This is a genomic window from Sinorhizobium numidicum (assembly GCF_029892045.1).
GTDB classification, from domain to species: Bacteria; Pseudomonadota; Alphaproteobacteria; order Rhizobiales; family Rhizobiaceae; genus Sinorhizobium; species Sinorhizobium numidicum.
Window position 1 is genome coordinate 1,327,566 of record NZ_CP120367.1, and the last position, 18,799, is coordinate 1,346,364.

At 60.5% G+C, this 18,799-nt stretch carries 17 protein-coding genes and 1 pseudogene; 9 read left to right on the plus strand and 9 right to left on the minus strand.

Annotated features, from left to right (window positions below):
- Positions 1 to 10 precede the first annotated feature (10 nt).
- Both PYH37_RS06320 and PYH37_RS06325 read left to right on the plus strand, forming a co-directional pair.
- Positions 11 to 733, plus strand: coding sequence for a response regulator transcription factor (locus PYH37_RS06320; RefSeq protein WP_280730592.1), 723 nt, complete (start codon positions 11 to 13; stop codon positions 731 to 733).
- Positions 734 to 835: 102 nt separating this feature from the next.
- Positions 836 to 1,915 (plus strand): AI-2E family transporter, encoded by a 1,080-nt coding sequence (locus PYH37_RS06325; RefSeq protein ID WP_280730593.1) that lies wholly within the window; start codon positions 836 to 838, stop codon positions 1,913 to 1,915.
- A gap of 129 nt (positions 1,916 to 2,044) precedes the next feature.
- Here the strand turns inward: PYH37_RS06325 and PYH37_RS06330 are convergent.
- From PYH37_RS06330 to PYH37_RS06350, 5 genes and pseudogenes are all read right to left on the minus strand, one after another.
- Positions 2,045 to 2,719 (minus strand): annotated as a pseudogene (locus PYH37_RS06330) (redoxin domain-containing protein); the annotation flags it as partial.
- A gap of 288 nt (positions 2,720 to 3,007) precedes the next feature.
- The gene (locus PYH37_RS06335; protein ID WP_280730595.1) at positions 3,008 to 3,787 is read right to left on the minus strand and encodes a sugar phosphate isomerase/epimerase family protein; all 780 of its coding nucleotides are present in this window, start codon (positions 3,785 to 3,787) and stop codon (positions 3,008 to 3,010) included.
- Positions 3,784 to 4,794, minus strand: a complete 1,011-nt coding sequence (locus PYH37_RS06340; RefSeq protein WP_280730596.1) for a hydroxyacid dehydrogenase — start codon at positions 4,792 to 4,794, stop codon at positions 3,784 to 3,786. Before PYH37_RS06340 ends, PYH37_RS06335 begins: the two co-directional genes overlap by 4 nt.
- Positions 4,791 to 6,644, minus strand: coding sequence for a DUF2264 domain-containing protein (locus PYH37_RS06345; protein ID WP_280730597.1), 1,854 nt, complete (start codon positions 6,642 to 6,644; stop codon positions 4,791 to 4,793). The genes PYH37_RS06340 and PYH37_RS06345 overlap by 4 nt, the downstream gene beginning before the upstream one ends.
- Entirely contained in the window at positions 6,641 to 7,663 is a 1,023-nt protein-coding gene (locus tag PYH37_RS06350) for a LacI family DNA-binding transcriptional regulator (RefSeq protein WP_280730598.1), read from the minus strand. Before PYH37_RS06350 ends, PYH37_RS06345 begins: the two co-directional genes overlap by 4 nt.
- 140 nt (positions 7,664 to 7,803) lie before the next feature.
- Between PYH37_RS06350 and PYH37_RS06355 the strand changes: the two genes are divergently transcribed.
- On the plus strand, positions 7,804 to 9,099 hold the full coding sequence (locus PYH37_RS06355) for an ABC transporter substrate-binding protein (RefSeq protein ID WP_280730599.1): 1,296 nt from the start codon (positions 7,804 to 7,806) through the stop codon (positions 9,097 to 9,099).
- Between the two features lie 196 nt (positions 9,100 to 9,295).
- Here PYH37_RS06355 and PYH37_RS06360 read toward each other — a convergent pair whose 3' ends face one another.
- The 4 genes from PYH37_RS06360 to PYH37_RS06375 form a co-directional block, all read right to left on the minus strand.
- Positions 9,296 to 11,266 (minus strand): AI-2E family transporter, encoded by a 1,971-nt coding sequence (locus PYH37_RS06360; protein WP_280730600.1) that lies wholly within the window; start codon positions 11,264 to 11,266, stop codon positions 9,296 to 9,298.
- A 276-nt stretch (positions 11,267 to 11,542) separates the two neighbouring features.
- Positions 11,543 to 11,716 (minus strand): DUF1328 domain-containing protein, encoded by a 174-nt coding sequence (locus PYH37_RS06365; protein WP_280730601.1) that lies wholly within the window; start codon positions 11,714 to 11,716, stop codon positions 11,543 to 11,545.
- 284 nt (positions 11,717 to 12,000) lie between these two features.
- Complete coding sequence (locus PYH37_RS06370; protein ID WP_280730602.1) at positions 12,001 to 12,864, minus strand: alpha/beta fold hydrolase; 864 nt, start codon at positions 12,862 to 12,864, stop codon at positions 12,001 to 12,003.
- A gap of 105 nt (positions 12,865 to 12,969) precedes the next feature.
- The gene (locus tag PYH37_RS06375) at positions 12,970 to 13,962 is read right to left on the minus strand and encodes a YihY/virulence factor BrkB family protein (protein WP_280730603.1); all 993 of its coding nucleotides are present in this window, start codon (positions 13,960 to 13,962) and stop codon (positions 12,970 to 12,972) included.
- A 315-nt stretch (positions 13,963 to 14,277) separates the two neighbouring features.
- Between PYH37_RS06375 and PYH37_RS06380 the strand changes: the two genes are divergently transcribed.
- From PYH37_RS06380 to PYH37_RS06405, 6 genes are all read left to right on the plus strand, one after another.
- Positions 14,278 to 15,051 carry an AraC family transcriptional regulator gene (locus PYH37_RS06380; protein ID WP_280730604.1) on the plus strand — a complete coding sequence of 258 codons (774 nt, stop codon included), beginning with the start codon at positions 14,278 to 14,280 and terminating at the stop codon, positions 15,049 to 15,051.
- 131 nt (positions 15,052 to 15,182) lie between these two features.
- The gene (locus tag PYH37_RS06385) at positions 15,183 to 15,779 is read left to right on the plus strand and encodes a nuclear transport factor 2 family protein (RefSeq protein WP_280730605.1); all 597 of its coding nucleotides are present in this window, start codon (positions 15,183 to 15,185) and stop codon (positions 15,777 to 15,779) included.
- A gap of 39 nt (positions 15,780 to 15,818) precedes the next feature.
- Entirely contained in the window at positions 15,819 to 16,319 is a 501-nt protein-coding gene (locus tag PYH37_RS06390) for a nuclear transport factor 2 family protein (RefSeq protein WP_280730606.1), read from the plus strand.
- A 335-nt stretch (positions 16,320 to 16,654) separates the two neighbouring features.
- Positions 16,655 to 17,896 (plus strand): MFS transporter, encoded by a 1,242-nt coding sequence (locus PYH37_RS06395; protein ID WP_280730607.1) that lies wholly within the window; start codon positions 16,655 to 16,657, stop codon positions 17,894 to 17,896.
- A gap of 357 nt (positions 17,897 to 18,253) precedes the next feature.
- Positions 18,254 to 18,442 carry a hypothetical protein gene (locus PYH37_RS06400; protein ID WP_280730608.1) on the plus strand — a complete coding sequence of 63 codons (189 nt, stop codon included), beginning with the start codon at positions 18,254 to 18,256 and terminating at the stop codon, positions 18,440 to 18,442.
- A 48-nt stretch (positions 18,443 to 18,490) separates the two neighbouring features.
- Positions 18,491 to 18,754, plus strand: a complete 264-nt coding sequence (locus PYH37_RS06405) for a hypothetical protein (RefSeq protein ID WP_280730609.1) — start codon at positions 18,491 to 18,493, stop codon at positions 18,752 to 18,754.
- Positions 18,755 to 18,799 lie beyond the last annotated feature (45 nt).

An 18,799-nucleotide genomic window follows, 5' to 3' on the forward strand; every position in this document is an offset into this window, starting at 1 on the left:
AGGACCGGCGATGAAGGTTCTGATCGTGGAGGACGACCCGCTGCATCGCTCATACCTGCATGAGGCGGTCTGTTCGGCCCTGCCGGAATGCGACACCGTCATCGAGGCGGAGAACGGCACCGCTGGCGAGCAGCTCGCCCGTGAGTACAAATCCGCGCACATCGTCATGGACCTGCAGATGGCGAACCGCAACGGGATCGAGGCCGCCCGCACGATCTGGAAGGAGCGCCCGGACACGCGCATCCTCTTCTGGTCGAACTACTCCGACGAGGCCTACGTGCGCGGCGTCTCCCGCATTGTTCCTGACGGGGCGTCCTATGGCTACGTGCTGAAGTCCGCTTCCGACGAGCGCTTGAAACTGGCGCTTCGTTCGATCTTCGTCGAGAGCCAATGCGTGATCGATCGCGAAGTACGCGGGATGCAGCAGAAAAGCATCGGCCACGCCAACAGCTTCACCGACTCCGAATATGAAATCCTCGTCGACATCGCGCTCGGGCTTACGGACCGGGCGATTGCGAAACGCCGGAACCTGTCGCTGCGCAGCGTGCAGAACCGTCTGCAGCACCTCTACGACAAGCTGGACGTCTACCAGGCAGCGGCCGACGATCAGGTCGACGGCCGGTTCAATCTGCGCGCCCGCGCCGTCACGGTGGCATTCCTGCGCAAGCTTCTGAACTATAGTGCACTGGAGCGCGCCGAGGCGGAACTGCAGGACTGGCTGAAGGAACAGTAACGCCGCCACACGTGTCTCGTAAGTTCGGGCATTGTGAATCGCTTGCTTTGACAATTCCGCTGCTCTGGCTCCAAACTGCTGAAAAAGGAGCAACGTCAAGCGATGGCGAAGAATGTTTCCGCGCGGGCAGCAACAGACGCTCCGGATCAGCTCCTGACGCCGCGGCGTTCGCGGTCCTTCGTGCTTCTGGCCGCAATCGTCGCGGGAATAGTTGTCTGCTATCTTCTCGCCGTACCTTTCCTACCCGCCCTCGCCTGGGCGCTGGTTCTGGCCGTGATGTTCCATCCGCTTCACCAGCAGATCGAAAAGCGCGTCCGTTATCCGGAAATCGTCGCGGCCATCACCGTGGCGAGCGCCGTTTTTGTGGTCGCTGTCCCGGTGCTCTTCATTGCGGAGCGGCTGGTCGGCGAGGCGGCCAAAGGCGCGCGGTCCGTGGAAGAAATGCTGCGGTCCGGAAGCTGGGCCGAAACTCTCGCGGCCCACCCGAGAATTGCACCGATCGTCAACTGGATCGAGACGCAGCTTGATGTCGCCGGAATTGCGGGCAACGCCGCCACCTGGCTCACCAACGTCAGCGCATCCTTCGTGCGCGGCTCGGTGGCGCAGGTCATAGATCTCGTCCTCACATTCTACTTCTTGTTCTATTTCCTGCGCGACGGTCGCCAAGCGCTGGATACGATCAAGGGCTTTTCCCCGCTGACGTCAGTAGAGATGAACCGACTCTTCGGCCGGGTAAGCGACACCGTGCAAGCCATTGTCTTCGGCACCGTCGCTGTGGCTGTCATCCAGGGTACGCTTGGCGGCCTGATTTTCTGGTTCCTCGGCATGCCGACGCCATTGCTCTGGGGCCTGATCATGGGCCTGCTCGCGATCGTGCCGGTGCTCGGCGCATTTGTCATATGGATACCGGCCGCGCTCTCACTGGCGTTGAGCGGCGAGTGGGGCAGGGCATTGATCCTTATTGTGTGGGGCGCCGGCGTAGTTGCGACCGTCGACAACCTGCTCTACCCGATCCTCGTCGGAAACCGTCTGAAGCTGCACAGTCTCGCAGCGTTCATGAGCATGATCGGCGGCATCGTCGTCTTCGGACCCGCGGGGTTGGTGATCGGACCGGTTGCCTTCACGGTGACGCTGCTGCTCCTGGAGATCTGGCGCGAGCGCCACCCCGAAGGCAGTACATAGACGCGGAACGAAGGGGTATCGTCGGGGAGATGGTCCACGCCATGGCATTCAAATCGATCCGCTTTACGAACCAGGCCTCTTGGGCAGATCATGCTGCAATGCTGGGGCATGGTTTGCACCAGTTCGGTCTCCAAGGCTGTCAGCGACGGCGAGGATCTCTATGGCGGTCGGGAAGATGCCGATATCGTTTGGCCCGTCGCGTGCTTCGATTTGCGCCCAACCGATGATACCGGCCGCATTGACGAGAAAGTGCCCGACAAGTTGAGTGCCGTGCTTTGCGAAGATCGCCTTGTCGGCTTCGTTGAGCTCAAAACCATCCTTGGCGTTGAGGACGCAGTTAGCCTCCATCGGCTGTAGCGGCTTATCGAGCTCACCGGTAGGATTGACGCGGGCCGCATCGAATTGCGCCATTGTTGCGCGGGATGGCCACTCCGTCCGCTCGCTGCTGTCCGAAGACAGGAAATCGACGCGCGGCACGCCGAAGTCCCGATGCGTCCGGCAATCCGGATCGCACAGAAGCATGACCGCGGTCGGCTTGTAGCGGAAATACAGGCGGGCGCGCTCGACCGGCGTGTTGATCACCGCCATGGTCTCGACCCCTGCGGCGCGCAGCGCAGGCTGCAGGCTGGAAAGCTGTCCCAATTGCCGCCGACAGAACGGGCAATGCAACCCGCGGAAGAAACCTATCAGGAACGGGCGGCCACGCAAGCTGGCGAGAGATACGGTTCCTTCGAGATTGGCCGCGGGAAGCGCGAAGTCGGGCGCGGGCTCTCCCGGTTGCAGCGAGCGTATCTGGTTTCCCATGGTGAATTTCCTTCGTTGTGTCTTCAGGTGAGGTGATGCCACCTGACCAATCGACCAGCATCGAAGCTGACCCCGCTTTCGCCCGTCGACTTTCTCCGAACACGCCGGACGTCGCGGCGCCGTATGTAGACCTTCAGACTATACTGGAGATGGTACTTGCATACTATCCGCGCCGTCCGATCGTCGGATGCCGAAGGTCGCGGTATCCGAACGACCGTCGCGGGCCACCTACGCCGGGGTGCTCAACATCCTAGTTTGGGGGCAAGCAGGTAGGCAGCCATCAGCGGCCTAGCGGTTTTCACCGTTGAGGATTTGCCTGAGCGTTGCGGCATCTTCGAAAAATGCCGCCGGGTCATCATTCGCGACGAATTCCAGCATGGCAAATCGCCGCCCGGACCAGCGCGACGCCGGCATCGCGGAGAGAACGGTTCGCCAGTACTCAGACGCCGATTTCAAGGGAAAACGGTTGCGATCGGCATCCCAGGCGAAGACATGGACATGGGAGACATGCTCGCCGAGTTCTCCGACCTCAGCGAGCGCTTCGTCGAGCTCAAGTCCAGGCCGTGGCTGCCAGTAAAGATAGACATTGTCGTGGGCGATCGCCTCGATTAAGCGGCGTGCCGATTGGGTATCATCAGTCAAAGACTGCGGGTGATATTCGAGCGAGACGGTCACCCCGTGCCGAACGGCCTCCGCGCCCATATCGCGGATTGCATCTGCAGCGGCACGTCTTTCATCGGCGTTGTAGTCTTCAGAGTCGCGCTGGCGCGTGCCGGGCCAAATGCGGATATTCGACGCACCAAGCGCGATTGCCGTATCGAGTGCGCGCATAAATGCGGAAAGGTCATCGGTGGGCGGTGTGACGTAGGAACCATAGGAGGTCGCCAGCCCTGCCCTTTCGCAGAGCCGCGCGACATGCCGGGCAGTCGGCCCGTCTCCAGGAGGAACATGGGTGTCGCCCGCCCATTCGATTGCCGCAAGCCGGGCGTTCACCGCCAGCCTGACGATCGCGTCTGCGGGCATTTTGCGAAACGTGACGGTGCAGAGCGCGGGTTCGAAATCGCTCATGCCATGCGCTCCAGGTCATCCTTGCGAATCTCGAAAAGCAGCGGCCCGCCTTCGACGAACCGTGCGATTTCGTCGACCGCCATCTCGCCAAGGCGCGTCCGTTCAAGGCCGACAGCGCCGGCAATGTGCGGCGTCAGTAACACGTTCGGAAGGTCATATAGTGGCGAGGTTTTTTCAGGCACCTCGGGATGCGTGACATCGATGACGGCGTTGATCGCACCCGACTTCAGCTTTTCGATAAGGGCGGCCTCGTCGACGAGCGCGCCACGCGCCGTGTTGATCAGCGTTGCTCCGTTTTTCATGAGAGCCAAGCGACCGGCGTCGATCATGTGCCCGGTCTCGGGCAGCAAAGGCGCGTGTATCGACACGATGTCCGAGCGTGCCATCAGCGTGTCGAGGTCCACCTTCTCGACACCAAGGGCGCTCGCGGCATCCTGCCCGACCAGCGGATCGTAGAGCAGCACCTGATAATCGAAAGGCCGAAGGAGTTCGATCACCCGCCTCCCGATCCGCGACGCACCGATAATGCCGACGGTGCGGCGATAGTTTCCGATCGCCTGCGCTTGCAGCAGGTGGGTGCGCGTGCGTCCCCGGTCGACGGCATAGAGATCGCGGAACTGGAAGACCTGCTTACCCGCGAAAATAATCGCCGCCAGCGTAAACTCGGCTACGGGCACGGCATTGGCCTCGGCCGCATGGCTGACGGTAATTCCGGCGTCGAAAACGGAAGCGTCGATCAGACCCTTGACCGTGCCGGCCGCATGCACAATGAGGCGCAGATGCGGTGAGGATGCGAGCGCGGCTGCATCGAACAGCGGAGCGCCCCAGCCGGTCACAAGGATTTCCGCTTCGGCCAGCAGGTTTTTTGCCCGATGGTCGTCGAAGCGCGTCATCGGTTCTTCATCGAGAATGCGGGCGACATTATCGATCCGCAGCAGAAGCTCCGGCGGCAGAACATGCTGCGTCCGTTCGGGTCGCATCGCAAAGGCAATCGGGGGCCGGCTCATGGAATTCGTCCCGGTGCGCCCATCGCACTCACCGTCACGCCTTGCTCTGCGAGGACGCGCAATTCGTCGAGGCTCGGTGCCACCGGCGGCCTCAACCAATCGCCCGACACGGCGGAGGCGTCGCGAATTGCCATTACCGCGCAGCGGAGAATGGTCTCCCCGGCCGGTATCGCCGCGCGCAATTGCGGCACGAGGGTTTTTGCAGCGATCAGGTTGGTGTTTGGGGGAGCCTTCAGAGCGAGACCTTCGCGCGCCACGGTCGACCCCAGATCGCAGATGCCGCTGAAATCCTCCGCGCCGATCGCATAGGCCGTGCCCGGGACCGCCGAAAGCGTGTCGGCCTCGAAGTCTCGCCTGGCGATGGCAAAGCCGCCTTCGGCTGTTTCAAGCGGCCTCGGCGTTAGGACGCGATGCACCCTGACATGCCAGGGCGAGGACGGCAGCAGCCAAGTCTCGACTACAACGTCCGGCCAGGGCGACCATCTGGAAAAGAGCACGTTGCCGGCAAGACATGCCTCTTCATTGGCCTCGCGCACCCGGTAGTGAATGCCGTCGTCGCTAAAGGCCAGCATGGAATCGAAGGCGCCGCCGCCGAAGGCTCGTTCGTCGCTCTCAACGCTGAAGGCATAGCGGGTCGAATAGGCGAATTTCGCGTATTTCTCCGAACCGAAGCGCATCTGCCGGTTTTCCTGGCCCGAGGAAAGCGCGATCACATCACCCTGGCACGGCATCGTCACCATGCCCGGATGGCGAAGGGCGACTGTCTCTGTGGACGACGCAGGCGGCATTTCTGAGCTCGTCCAGAATGGATGGTCTTGGCCGGCCGCAAGCGGCAGGAAGGCCTTGAACGCCCAATAAGGCGAGCCGGCCGAGTTATAATTTTCCGACATCAGCAAGTTCGGATAGCCGTAACCGATCGACAGCACCCCGTCCCGGTCCGCGATCGGCTTGTCCGCCCACCAGCGCAGGTGGCGAAGGCAAAAGCCCTTGATCTCGCCCCATGGCAGCGCCTCGAGATCGGCAAAAGCGAGGGCGGACCAGAAGCCAGCGCAGGCGAAACGGTAAGTCAGGCTGCGGCCAAAGGCGAGGGTCGCTCCGTCTTCGGCAAACCAGTGACGAAAATCCTGCGCAAACGCCAGCGCCCGCTCGCGGTACCGTGCCGCATAGTCGTCTTCGACTAGACGCGAATAGATCAAGCCGTAGAAGTGCATGGCAAAGGGAATGTAGTGGTCGATGCGCCGCACATTGCCGTCCCGATACCAGCCATCGGCAATATAGAAGCCTTCGAGTTCGGTCAGATATTTCTCGGTCAGGCTGCGGTCGTAGTCTACGCCAAGCCGGTCTAGCGCGACGTCGACGAGGACACGGAAGAACTTCCAGTTGTTATCGGCATAGTCGAATTCCCGAGCATGGAGGAGATAGGCGATAAGGTTCTCTCGCGCTCGGGCAGTTAGCGGATCCCAGAGTTTTTCCGGCACGAGTGCGAGCGCGAAACCCAAGGCGGCAAGCTCGACCATACGTTGGTCCCGTCCGTTGACGGCGCCCCAGTATTCCGGATGGTTCGGATCCGTGCCGTTTGCGATACCCTCGGCATACCGGTCCCAATGAGCGAAATGGCCCCCGCCAGCGCTAAACGGTGCGAGGCCCCAGAGAGGCCTTGCAAAACCTTCGAGATCGGCAGCGGCGCGATCGAAGTGGGCGGCGGCAGCGTCAAGACGAACCCGCGCATTTCCCTTGGAAAAGTGAGGCAACAGCGGATCGAAGAGATCGATCAGCGCGCGCTGCATGTCGCCGCGGGTTTGCAGCGGATTGCCGGCAAGCGGATTGGCACTGGCGGGGTCATAGGTCATGGGCGCTGTCTTTCGTCTAACGTGCCGCCTGACACGGGGATGACGGCGTGAGAGACATGTCTGGCGGGTGCTTCGCGATGATGAAAGCGGAAGTGCATCATGCCGATCGCCTCGCGGCCGAGCGCCACGCGATCGACGCGCATCGTCGCAAGGCGTGGATTGGCCATCAGGGCGCAAGGCAGGTCGTCGAAGCCGACGATCGCGAAGTCCTTGGGCACACGCAGGCCGATCTCCGTGACCGCCTCGAGCACGCCGACAGCGACAAAGTCGTTCATGCAGAAGGCAGCCGAGAAGTCGGCGTCCGCGCTGAGTGCCGCGAGCGTCGCCGCATGCGCCTCAACGCTCGAATTGACCTCAAATGGCAGGTGGACGACGCGCCCCTCGCCTCCCTCCACCGAACCGACTGCCGCCTCGAAGCCGCGTATGCGCTCTCGGATCGTCTGCCGGTGCGATCCGGTCAAGTGAAGGATGCGGCGATGACCGCCAACGAGCAAACGCCGTGTCGCCGCATAGGCACCAAAGAAGTTCGATGGCGAAACGCCGTCGAAACGCAGTTCAGGATCGGTGCCGTTGACGAGTATCACCGGCGTGTGGCTTTCCTCCAGCCATTCGCAAAGCGCATCGCCGGGATCAATGCCCACCAGGAAGAGCCCCTGTGCGCCGACGGAGTCCATTTGCTCGCGGACGGTCTCGGGCGTTGCCTTCGCCTCGCTGACAAGACGGATGTCGAACGGCATCCCCTGCTCAGCCGCTTCGGAACGTAGTCCTTCGACGATGCCCTCGTAGAAAACGCTCAACCCCCCGGTCACGCTGTTGCTCGCGATCAGCGCCAACGTTGCCGGGCCTGTCTTTGAACCAGGCCTCGTTGGATACCCGAGGTCGTTGGCGACCTTGAGGATCTGCCGCCGGACGTCTTCGCTGATGCCAGGCTCGTTCGCGAGAACGCGGGAGACGGTGGACACCGAAACCCCGGCACGGGCGGCGATGTCGGCCTGGCGGAATCGTTTTGTATCGTTCATCCCGCAAATATCGCGCAAACTGTGCAATTTTGCAATTGCAGAACAATTTCTTGCGCAATTTGTTTTTTTGCATAATCTTGTCGAACTTGGTCCCGCAAGACGCTGGAGGAGCGCAGCGGGAGAACGAAGGGAGGACTCGCATGTTACTCAATCGACGCACATTCATGCTCGGCTCTGCAGGCGCGGCAGCCGGTATAGCACTTGGCTCCGTAAGCTCGCGGTCGGCGCTTGCAGCAGAAAACGTGCAGTTGCGCGCCATGTGGTGGGGGTCCAATGATCGCTCGAAGCGAACGTTGAGCGTCGCCAAGCTCTTCCAGGAGAGGAATCCCGACATATCGGTCGTCGGCGAAAGCCTGAGTGGTGACGGTTACTGGACGAAACTCGCCACCCAGATGGCCGGTCGCTCCATCGCCGATATTTTTCAGCTCGAGCCCAGCACGATTTCCGATTACTCCAAGCGCGGCGCCTGCCTCGCGCTTGATCCGTTCATCCCCTCGGCCTTGAACGTCGGTGATCTCGACAAGGACGTGCTGAAGCTGACGACCGTCGATGGAAAACTTTGGGGTATCGGGCTAGGCCTCAACTCTTTCGCACTTTTCTACGATGCCGATGCCTTCGCGAAGGCGGGTATAGCACCTCCGAGCGCCGACACCACTTGGTCGGAATACGCCGAGATCGCACTCGAAATGACCAAGGCCGCCGGCAAGAAAAACGTCTGGGGCGGGCCATATGGCGCGCGCTACGCCTATGTCTTCGATGCCTGGCTCCGGCAACGCGGCAGCAGCCTTTACAACGAGAGCGGCCTCGGATTTACCGTCGAGGAGGCCAAGGAGTGGTATGCGTATTGGGAGGATCTGCGCAAGCGCGGCGGCACCGTCGGCGCCGATATCCAGACACTTGACCAGAATACGATCGACACCAACTGCCTGGCACTCGGCTATTCGGCCATGGGCATGGCCTATTCGAACCAGATGGTTGGCTATCAGCTAATAATGAAAAACAAACTCGGTATCGGCATGCTGCCGCGCGCTGAGAAGGGCGGGCCCTCTGGCCATTACTACCGCCCGGCATTGATCTGGAGCATCGGCGCGACGACCGAGCATGGCGAAGAGGCCGCGCGATTCATCAGCTTCTTCGTCAATGACATCGAAGCCGGCAAGATCCTTGGCGTCGAGCGCGGCGTACCAATGTCGCCGAAAGTGCGCGAAGCGATCCTGCCGTCGCTCAATCCGACGGAAGCGGAGACGGTGAAATATATCGACTCATTGAAGGACCAGGTGGGCAGCTATCCTTCCCCGGCACCGCTCGGATCGACGGAGTTCGACCAGCGGGTGCTTCGTCCGATTGCGGACGAACTTGCTTTCGAGCGCATATCGATCGCGGACGCGGCGGAGCGCTTGGTGAACGAAGGAAAGTCCACCGTCCGAGCGGGCTGATCCGCAAAGTCGAATCGGCGGTCGAGAAGGCCGGAAACATATACGGCCAGATGGCCTGGGCGAATCATGCCGGCCGCTCGCTCCGTTCCTGGCCCGCTCGATGCGGACTTGGAACGGCTGCGGCAGAAACAGAGCCAAATGGCATGCGTCAACATGCGCCTCCTTAGGCCCTGCCCAAGACGAAACTGAGAAGCCGCTAAGCAGGGGCTTTTTCTTGTGTTTTCTTGCCTATTCTGCGGGTGGGAGAGCGGCGGGCAATCTTCACGCGCGCCGCCTTCAACAGTCGCGGCTCCTCGTCCGAAAGGCTTTCGCAAACCGCGTCGACTATCGCAATCGCCACGAAATCCGCCTGCAACTCTTCGAGCAGTTCCATCTTTGCGCTGGACCCTGTTTCCGCATTCTCCTGCCAAAACACGATTCCAACTCGCGCCGTCGGTGCCAACCGCTTCAGTCGACGCACGATAAATTTGGCATGCTTTGCGGAGTCTTGATTGAGAAAGCCCACGATAACCGCGTTACGCCCCTCCAGCGGCAGAGCTCTGATACTGCCTGGTTTCAGATCCCCGTGGCTGGCAGACGCCGCCTCGGCGCCTTGGATCGAAATGACCTGAGCAAGCATGGAGGCCGCCACGTCGTCCAGATCGCCCCTTCCTCCGATGCAAAGTACGGACTTCCCGTCCCCCGCCGGTAACTCATATTCATCAGTTTGATCGCCTGCGCCCGTGCCGTTCGCATTAGCGTCTTCTTCTTCCTCCTCCTCCTCTTCTTCTTCTTCTTCACTGGCAATTTCCTCAAGATTGGCGACGAGCGTACGCGCACTTTGGGCAACCTGCCCCATCTGCACATCCGTGAGAGCTCCTCGAGCGCGGTCGCGTTCTGCGAGCAGCAGCGCCGGAATGGCAACCGTGCCATAGAACTCGACGAGGTACTTTTCCTCGAGTATTTCTTCGGCATTGTCGGTAGCCTCGTCGGGGTCGCCCGCGAGCAGCCGCTGATACAGGCGTTCCTTGGGATCGAGCACCGGCTCATTCCCAAACAGGATTTCGAGAAACTCGAACTTGGGAACATGGCGGCCGAGAACAACGAGGCAAACCGTCAGCGGCGTCGACAGCACCAGCCCGACGGGCCCCCATAGCCAAGCCCAGAAGATAGCCGCGACGATGATCGCCAGCGGAGACAGGCCGGTGCGCGAACCATAAAGCCAAGGCTCCACGACGTTGTTGCTGAGAAGTTCCAAGAGGACAAACAGAGCTGCGGTCCAAAGCAGCACGCCCCAGCCCGGAGCCGCCGCAAAAGCTAGGAACAGAGGAAGAAGCGCAGCGATGACCGGGCCAATATAGGGCACGAATCGCAGCACGATAGCCAGCATGCCCCACAGAATTGCGTTGGGTATGCCCAGCAGCCAGAGGCCTGCAGCCAGTGGTATGCCATAAGTAATGTTCACCACCAGCTGCATGAGCAGATACTGGCCAACCCGTGTGCCGGCGTCCTGGAGGGCTTCCGTCGTGCGGTGCAAGTCGCCATAGCCCACAAGGCGGATGAAACGATCCCGCAGCTCTTCCCTCTCAAGAAGCATGAAGACAACGACGACGATAACGAGACCGGTCGTGGCCAAAGGGCCAACGAGCGGATCGACAATATTCCTCAGCATTTCGATTGGGCGCTCCGGAGAAAAAATCTCCACGAGAAGCGGCGTCTGCTTGGGTTGCGGTTCGGGCGATGCTTGCGTTCGGGGCTCGGGGCGGTTGATCTCGGTTCCAATCCGTTCCACAAGGCGGCCTAGCCGATCGAGAACGCTGTTTTCCGACCCCGCCTCCTTCAAGACCCTGATCTTCTCGACAATGTTGTACTGATAAGTGGGGATGTTCTGCGCAACCTCACCTACCTGCATGGCCACGATGATGCTGAATATCGACAGGAACAGAAACGCCGCGGTTACGCTAGCGATGACGGCGACTAAGCGCGGCAAGCCGAGTTTCCGCAGCTTCCAGACGACGGGCGCAAGCGCAAAGGTGAGCAAAACGGCAACGGCCAGCGGCAAGAATACGTCCCGCGCGAAATAAAGAACGGCAACCGTGGCAGCCATTGCAGCGAGCGTTGGAAGCTTGGAGGGCTGCGCCGCGGCTATCGATCCTGATCCGAAGTCTTTCTTATTGTCCTCGCTCATGCCTTTCCCCCGAACTCTGCCAATTGTCCTGGAACATCAGCGGCATCCATAGCGACCCGTTGCACTATCATGTCATGTTCTATCGTCTCCCGCTGCAGGCCACATGCAGCAAGGCGACGAGACTTGGCGAAGCGCGCCCCAAACAAGCTGGGCGGAGCGGCTTCTGCTGCAGTGGTCTCCGAGTCTCGCGATTTTTCTTCGAGAAGTCCGTATCGGCGAGCGTCTTCGCTCCTTCAAAGCGACCTCGGCGCCGAGGTTCGGGAAGATGCTCAATTCCTAAACCACCGCGCTCCCAGCCATGAAAGCAAGGATGAGGAACACCAGGAATATGATGATAGCCAGATAGAACAGGATCCTGGCGATACCCGCGGTCGCTGCGGAAACACCGGAGAAGCCAAGAAACCCTGAGATCAGCGAAATCACGAGAAAAAAGAGAGCCCACTTCAGCATGGCGATACCTTGATTCGACTAGCTCCATGAAGCAGGTAGGGCGATTTTTGAATAAGCCCAGAGACGGCCAAAGCCGATCCCAAGATTGGCAGAGACCCGATGAGACGAGCGTGCCGCCACGGATATAGGCTAATATTCCGCGTCGGATCGTGCTCATCGAACAACCAAAGCGAATGCGGTGACCGTCAATGACAGCGACAGCGGAAGGCGCCAGCCGCATTCGGCCATGAGTGGCCGGGCATCTCCCCGCTTGAAAGGTGAGACTACCCGGCCGCAAAGCGTCCCTACTCGAACATCCCTTTCGGCTTCTCCCCCTTCAGGAAAGGCTCGATGAAGGCATGCAGCAGGTCGGACTGGCCGATGACGGCAGTGTGCGACGTCGCCGGCAAGACGGCAAGGCGTGAGGCGGGCAGCGGCTTGCCCATATCGCCCATGACGCCGCCGCCGAGCAGCCGGAACAGTGCGATCGAATGTTCGAGCGTTGTCACGTCGGCGTCGCCGGTGATGATCAGCACCGGGGCCTTCAGCGCCTTGACGTCCGCCTCCCAGGCCATCGGCTCGTGTTCAAGCGCGATCAGCTTCTTGACCAGCGCAGGAAAACCGTCGGGATTGGCGGCGAGCTTGCGATAGTCCTCTGCGAACGGCATGCCGACGAACATTTCCACCGTCATCCTCGGAATGAAGGCCTTGAACTCGGGCTGCCACCCCTCGGCATCGTAGGCGACGGAGGCGGCGGCGAGCTTGTTCACCTTCTCGGGGTGGCGGATGGCGAGCTGCAGGCCGACGGCAGCGCCCATGGAGTAGCCGAAGACATCGGCCTTCCCTATGCCGACAGCATCCATGAAAGCTGCGACGTCATCTGCCAGGTGGGGATAGGTGATCGGCCGGTCGATGTCGGTGGTGCGTCCGTGACCCTGCAGCTCGAGCGCATAGACCTTGTGGCTCTCTGCAAGCTTCGGAATGATCGCGCCCATCGACGGGATGTTCATATAGGCACCGTGCAGCACGATCAGCGGATCGCCTTTTCCCGAGACCTCGTAATACATCTGCATGCCGTTGACCTCGACGCGATCGCCCACCGGTTCGGATTGGGCGAATGCAGGGCCGGCGACGAGCAGGGCTGCGGCAATGAGGGCGGTGCGGAACATCGTGTCTCTCCTCTCTATCTGGTGCGTTTTCGTCAAAGCTGATGAAAAGACGAAAGACCCTCGCGCAGCCCGACATGGTCGGACTGATTTTGTCCGCAAACGAGCTCAATCAGTTGCCTTCCCGAGTGTATCGGCGACGTAAGCGCCACGTTCACCCATCGGTAGTGGTTCTCCGGTCGTAGAATCGACCGCCGTTTGGTGCTCGAGCTCAGCATTGAGGAGAGCACCTACGATCAGGATGACGACCGAGATCCATACCCACATCATGAGACCGACCAGCGCGCCGAGAGCGCCATAGGTGGCATTGTAGTTGGCAAAGTTCTCGAGATAGAAGGAAAAGAGCCACGAGGCGGCGAGCCATAGTAATGTGCTGAACACGGCTCCCCAGTTGAGCCAACGCAGTTTCGCGCGCTCACGGCTCGGCCCAAAGCGATAGATGAGGATGGTACCAATAGTGACGAGGAGGAGAATGGCTGGCCACCGCGCCGCTCGTGTCATGATCTCAACCCAACGGTCCAACCACAAATAGGCAAGCACTGTCGGAATAATGCCGATCGCCACGATCAGAGCGACGGCAAACAGCAGTGCCGCAACCGTGAAGGCGAGACACAGCACCGTTCTGTATACTATCCCTCTCTTCTCCGTTTCCCCGTAGGCAACGTTCATCGCGTCGAAGAGCGAGGCGATGCCATTGGCTGCGCTCCACAAGGAGATCAGCAAGCCACCAAAAAAACCGATGCTGAGCGTGGACGTCTTTTGAGTGGTCAGAGCTTGCAGCTGATCCATGATCAGGCCGTAGGACCCAGGCGGCAAAAGCTCCTCCAGAACACCCATATGCGCGCCGATGTCGGACGGGTCCGCGATAAACCCATAGAGCGAGACCAAGGCACCGAGTGCGGGGAACAGTGCCAGTAGAAGGTAAAAGCTTACTCCTGCCGCGATCAGAAGGACGCGCTCCGCGGCGATTTCAGTCATCACCCGCCAAAAAACGTCCCGCATCCCTTTCGCAGGTATGTCTCCCGGCGTGGCGGCATCTCGCCCCCTTCCCGGCTCTGCCGCCTGCAAGTTTTCCGCAAGATCGATTTGTTTCGTATTCATGGACCAGCGTCCGGAGAATGTTTTCTTATCCCGACATGCTGTGACCAAATCACGGTTTCTCCTCACCGCGGGCATAAGCAAACGCCGGTGAAATCTGCTTGTTCCGGCGCTTCCCGGCATTTGAGCGGAGCACCTCATCGCCCGCATTCCGACGCTCGGAACAAGCCTGCGAAGTCGCGAAGGCAGGAACCGAATTGACTGATAAGTGATGCAGTTCTGCCGGATATTGAGTGGCGCGACCCGGCCCGAGATCCTAAGGTCGGCAGTGGCCTGGAGTTGGTCGGCATGATTTTTGGCGCCAGAAATGGATCAGGCATGCATATCCGCCGCGATCAACTGTTCGTCGAAAGACTGAACGTGCCTCCAGGAGGAGGCACGTTCACCCTGTCGCGCCTGGCAGTCGGCATCTTCCTCGTGGACCAGCAAGGCCACCGCCTGTCCCTCGGTTCGGACCACAGGTTGGCGATACCGCTTCGAGCATCGGAAGGGTGGGTGCTTCCCGCCGGTTCCGAAGGTGTTTGCGAGTACGATGATCCGCTTTCCTACGTAAAGCTCGAAGTGTCCGACGCCCTGCTGCAAGATGTCGGGTTCGATACACCGTCCGATTTCAGGCCTGTTGTTGGGGCGCTCGATCCCTTGCTGGTGCAACTCGTCCGTTCCGCAGCCTCGAATGCCGATACCAGGCGGACCTTATATCGTCAGACGATGGACCTTGCGGTGGCGGCTCACCTTGCGCAGTTGCTTCTACCGGTCAGGACTTGGGCAGTCGCAATCGAGGATCGACGGCTGTGGCGGGTCCTGGACTACATCCACGAGCACTTGGCCGATGATCTTTCGCTGGACGAGATGGCGTCCGAGGCCACCATGAGCCGGTTTCATTTCATGCGAAGCTTCACAAAACTGGTTGGGAAGACCCCGCTGCAATACGTGATTCAGGAGCGGATGGAACTCGCGAAGGTGCTTTTGAAGACCACGCGAGCGTCCATCGCTTCCGTCGCCCACAACGTCGGATACGAGGACGTGTCACGTTTCGGCAAGCATTTCCGCCGGCATACTGGCGTCACCCCAGCGGTCTTCCGCCGCGGCTGAACGCCGGCCGGATTCACAAAGGCAATAATCGCCCAATGTTCGGCAAGATTCACTGCAGCGTCGACAAGACGCCCGTGCGATCTTCGCGATTGCGGATGATACCGCACGAGCAGCGGGGGGAGAACGCCTTCATGCGAAGTTTGGCCCTTTCCACGATGGCAGCGGCACTGATGACATCGACCAGCCTGGCGTTTGACGGCGTAAGGCAGCAGGTAGAAGGCCCGGCCGATGCCGCGGCAACCGATTTCAGGCGGGTCGGCAACAGCGAAACGATCGGCCCCGATGATCGGGCTGCGATCATAGACACGATCACCGACATCGCAGCGGGTGCCGACCGGCATCAGTGGGACAGAGTGCGAGGTGCTTTCGCCGATAATGTAACGCTGGACTACACCTCTCTCTGGGGCGGCGCGCCGGCCACGCAATCCGCCGACGAGGTGGTCAAACAATGGTCCGGCCCGCTGACGGGTTTTGACCGCACGCTGCATCTCGTCACCAACCATGCAATCGTCAAAAGCGCTGGCGCGACCGCCACAGCGGAAGCCGATTTCCAGGCTGTCCATCGGATCGGCGATAAATTTTGGGTCCTGATGGGCCGCTATCGTTACGACCTCACCAAAGTCAACGCCGCGTGGAAGGTCTCGCGCCTGGTCATGACCTACACGCACGAAACCGGCGATCGCGGACTAGTGACTCTAGCTGCCAAGCGCGCCGACGAACGAGGATGAGCGTTCGGGCAAGCGTTCTGCCGATCGGAGGAGATTATCATGACCATCAAGTCCTTTGTCCGGGCCCTGACCATGTCTGCCCCCATGCTGTTGGCCACCCACGCCACGGCCGCGAGCCCGGAGGAGAACCGGCAGCTCATCGCCGACTACTATGCCGCCTATGGCAGCGGCGATATGAGCCGCGTCACTTCCTTCTTCGCCGATGACATCGAGTGGCATATACCCGGCCATCATCCACTGGCCGGAACCAAGCGCGGCAAGGAAGAGGTCGCCGCCTTCTTCCAACAGCTCGGCAGGGCGAAGTTCCGCGCCGAGCTCATCGCACTCATGGCCGACGAGAACTGGGTGATCGACCTGCATCGCGGCTGGTCCAACCGCGCAGACGGCGGTAACGTCGACACGCTCTGGGTGCTCGCCTTTCGCATCGAAAATGGCAAAATCCGTGAGGCGCGTAACTTCTCATACGATCAGGCGGCAGCCGATATCTTCTTCTGGCAAGCCTATCCTCTCAAGCCCCTGCAAGATCGCCTGCTGGATTGAACGGCAATGCCCCTTCTCGGGACCCGACGACATTGCCGTGCATGATTATTGTGCAAGGCCGTCAGCGCCGGTTAATATTTAGTCACACGGTCCGCGAAACATATCCACGCGAGTGTTGATTTAGCCCTGTTTTTTCGTGGCGTGGCACATGGCACGCCATTTGCTTACTACCATCGAGCCTCTTGGCCTCACCGAAGGCGCCCAATGTCGCGCGCCGAAAGCAAAGTCGCTGAGCAGGACGCCGCGCCGATCGCTGATGGGCGCGAACCCTGGGCTATGATTTTTTTCAACATCAACGACAGAGATTGGCGCAGCCGGATGCGCCGGGAGATGGTATGTCCGCTCTTCACACACCAGACTCGACTTCCGCAGCGGAGTCGGCACGCGCATTGTGGATTTCAACGGCGGCCTTCACGGTCTGCTTTGCAGTTTGGACGATCTTTTCGATCGTTGGCATACGTATCAAACAGGAGTTGGGGCTGAGCGAGGCGCAATTCGGGCTTCTGATCGGCATGCCGATCCTTACCGGTTCGCTGAGCCGTATCCTGCTCGGCGTTTGGACCAACCGCTACGGCGGAAGGCTGGTCTATACGGTCACGATGCTGGTCGCGGCAGTCGCTACCTTTCTCCTGTCGCGCGCGACGACATATCCGGAAATGCTGATCGCGGGGCTGGGTGTCGGTCTGGCCGGAGGGTCTTTCGCCGTCGGCGTTGCCTATGTCTCCCCATTCTTTCCGGCGCATAAGCAGGGCACGGCCCTCGGCATCTTCGGCGCAGGCAATGTGGGTGCTGCCGTAACCAAGTTCTTCGCTCCTTTTGTTCTCCTCGCCTTCGGGTGGGAGGCGGTCGCGGAGATATGGGCGGCAATGCTCCTGATTACCGCGGTTATCTTCTGGTTTTCCACTACCGACGATCCTGCTTTCCGCGCGCGCCGCACTCGCCGCGACAGACCCAGAGGTTTCGTTGCCGAATTGGAGCCGCTCAAGAACCTGCAGGTTTGGCGCTTCGCCCTCTACTATTTCTTTGCATTCGGCGGTTTCGTGGCACTGTCGCTCTGGCTTCCCCGCTACCTCGTCGGTGTCTATGACTTCCGTCTCGAAACTGCTGGCATGATTGCGGCTGCCTATTCGATCCCCGGCAGCCTCTTCCGGGCCTATGGCGGTGCTCTTTCGGACAGGATCGGCGCGCGCAAGGTCATGTACGCGACTTTCGCGGTCGGTGCCGTCGCGACGCTCATCCTCTCGTTTGCAGTTCCTCCGATAGCTTTTGTGAGCGTCATCTTCGTGCTGGGCTTCTTCATGAGCCTGGGCAAGGCTGCCGTCTACAAGTACATCCCCGCCTACTACCCCGCCAATGTCGGCGCGGTCGGCGGTGTCGTCGGCATGATGGGCGGCATCGGCGGCTTCATTCTGCCAATCACCTTCGGCTTGCTGAAGGATCTAACCGGCCTATGGTCGAGCTGCTTCATGCTCCTCTTCGTTATTGTCGCCGTTTCGCTGATCTGGATGAATGTCTCCATCCGTCAGTTCAAGCGTCGCCTCGAGGCAACCGTACCCGACGGTATCTTTGCACAATAGCGTCATTCAAGCTGTGGCGATGACAGCATCGGCGTCGGCAGACGGAACGGCTGAAACTCGCCGCAGGACATTCGACTTCCCCGCAGGGACAGCCAAAGCCCTGCTCACTGCCCGGCGCTCCGCGCCGGGCTTTTTTTCTTCGGCTGCAGTCGACGCCGTGGATGGGGGTAGGCCCCGGGGCCTCGTAGTTGCTCCTCAGCCATTTCACCGCCCGCTCGGACGGTCGCGGAAATCCGCGGCCTCGGTGCGCTGCGTATCCTTGGCCGCCCGCCGAACGTCCGCGGACGCGAAAGCAGGAACAGATAGGCTTGCTTGTGGTTACACAGTCGTTCCCAAGAGACCGAGGAGAGTCCGGAAATGACGAAGAGCGATGTCGAGCAAGCGCAAAAAAAGGCGCAAAAACAGGCCGAGAACACAAGCGGCGGCGGCCACCTGGGCGGCACCTACTATGGCCAGGAGCCAGACGCCAAAACAGCTTCTACTGTGAAAAAGAAGGGGGACAAGGCAGGACGGAACGATGTACGGAAACAGGGCGGGCGAAACTAGGGCCGCGGTAATGAAGGTGAGAAGCCGCGTACATTTGGAGAGATCTGCATGCCTACCTACCAGCAGCTTCCCGTTAACCCGGTGCCGGGCGCGGTAATCGTCAAGCTTTACCGTTCCGGTGACGAGGTCAGAGGATATGTACGAAAGGTCACCGACGCATCCGAAGACGATACCGTCTTTTCCGGTGAGGAAATGGAGCCCGAATCTGCGCTCAGACTGGCAAAGACCCACAGCGAGGGTACAGCGCCGATCTACGTCGAGCTTGTCGAGGGCGTTCAATGGGATCCCAATTGGGGCATCTTGGCCAGCTAACCTGATCTGTTGAGCGCGGTACCGACGGTCCCTCCAAGCACCCTA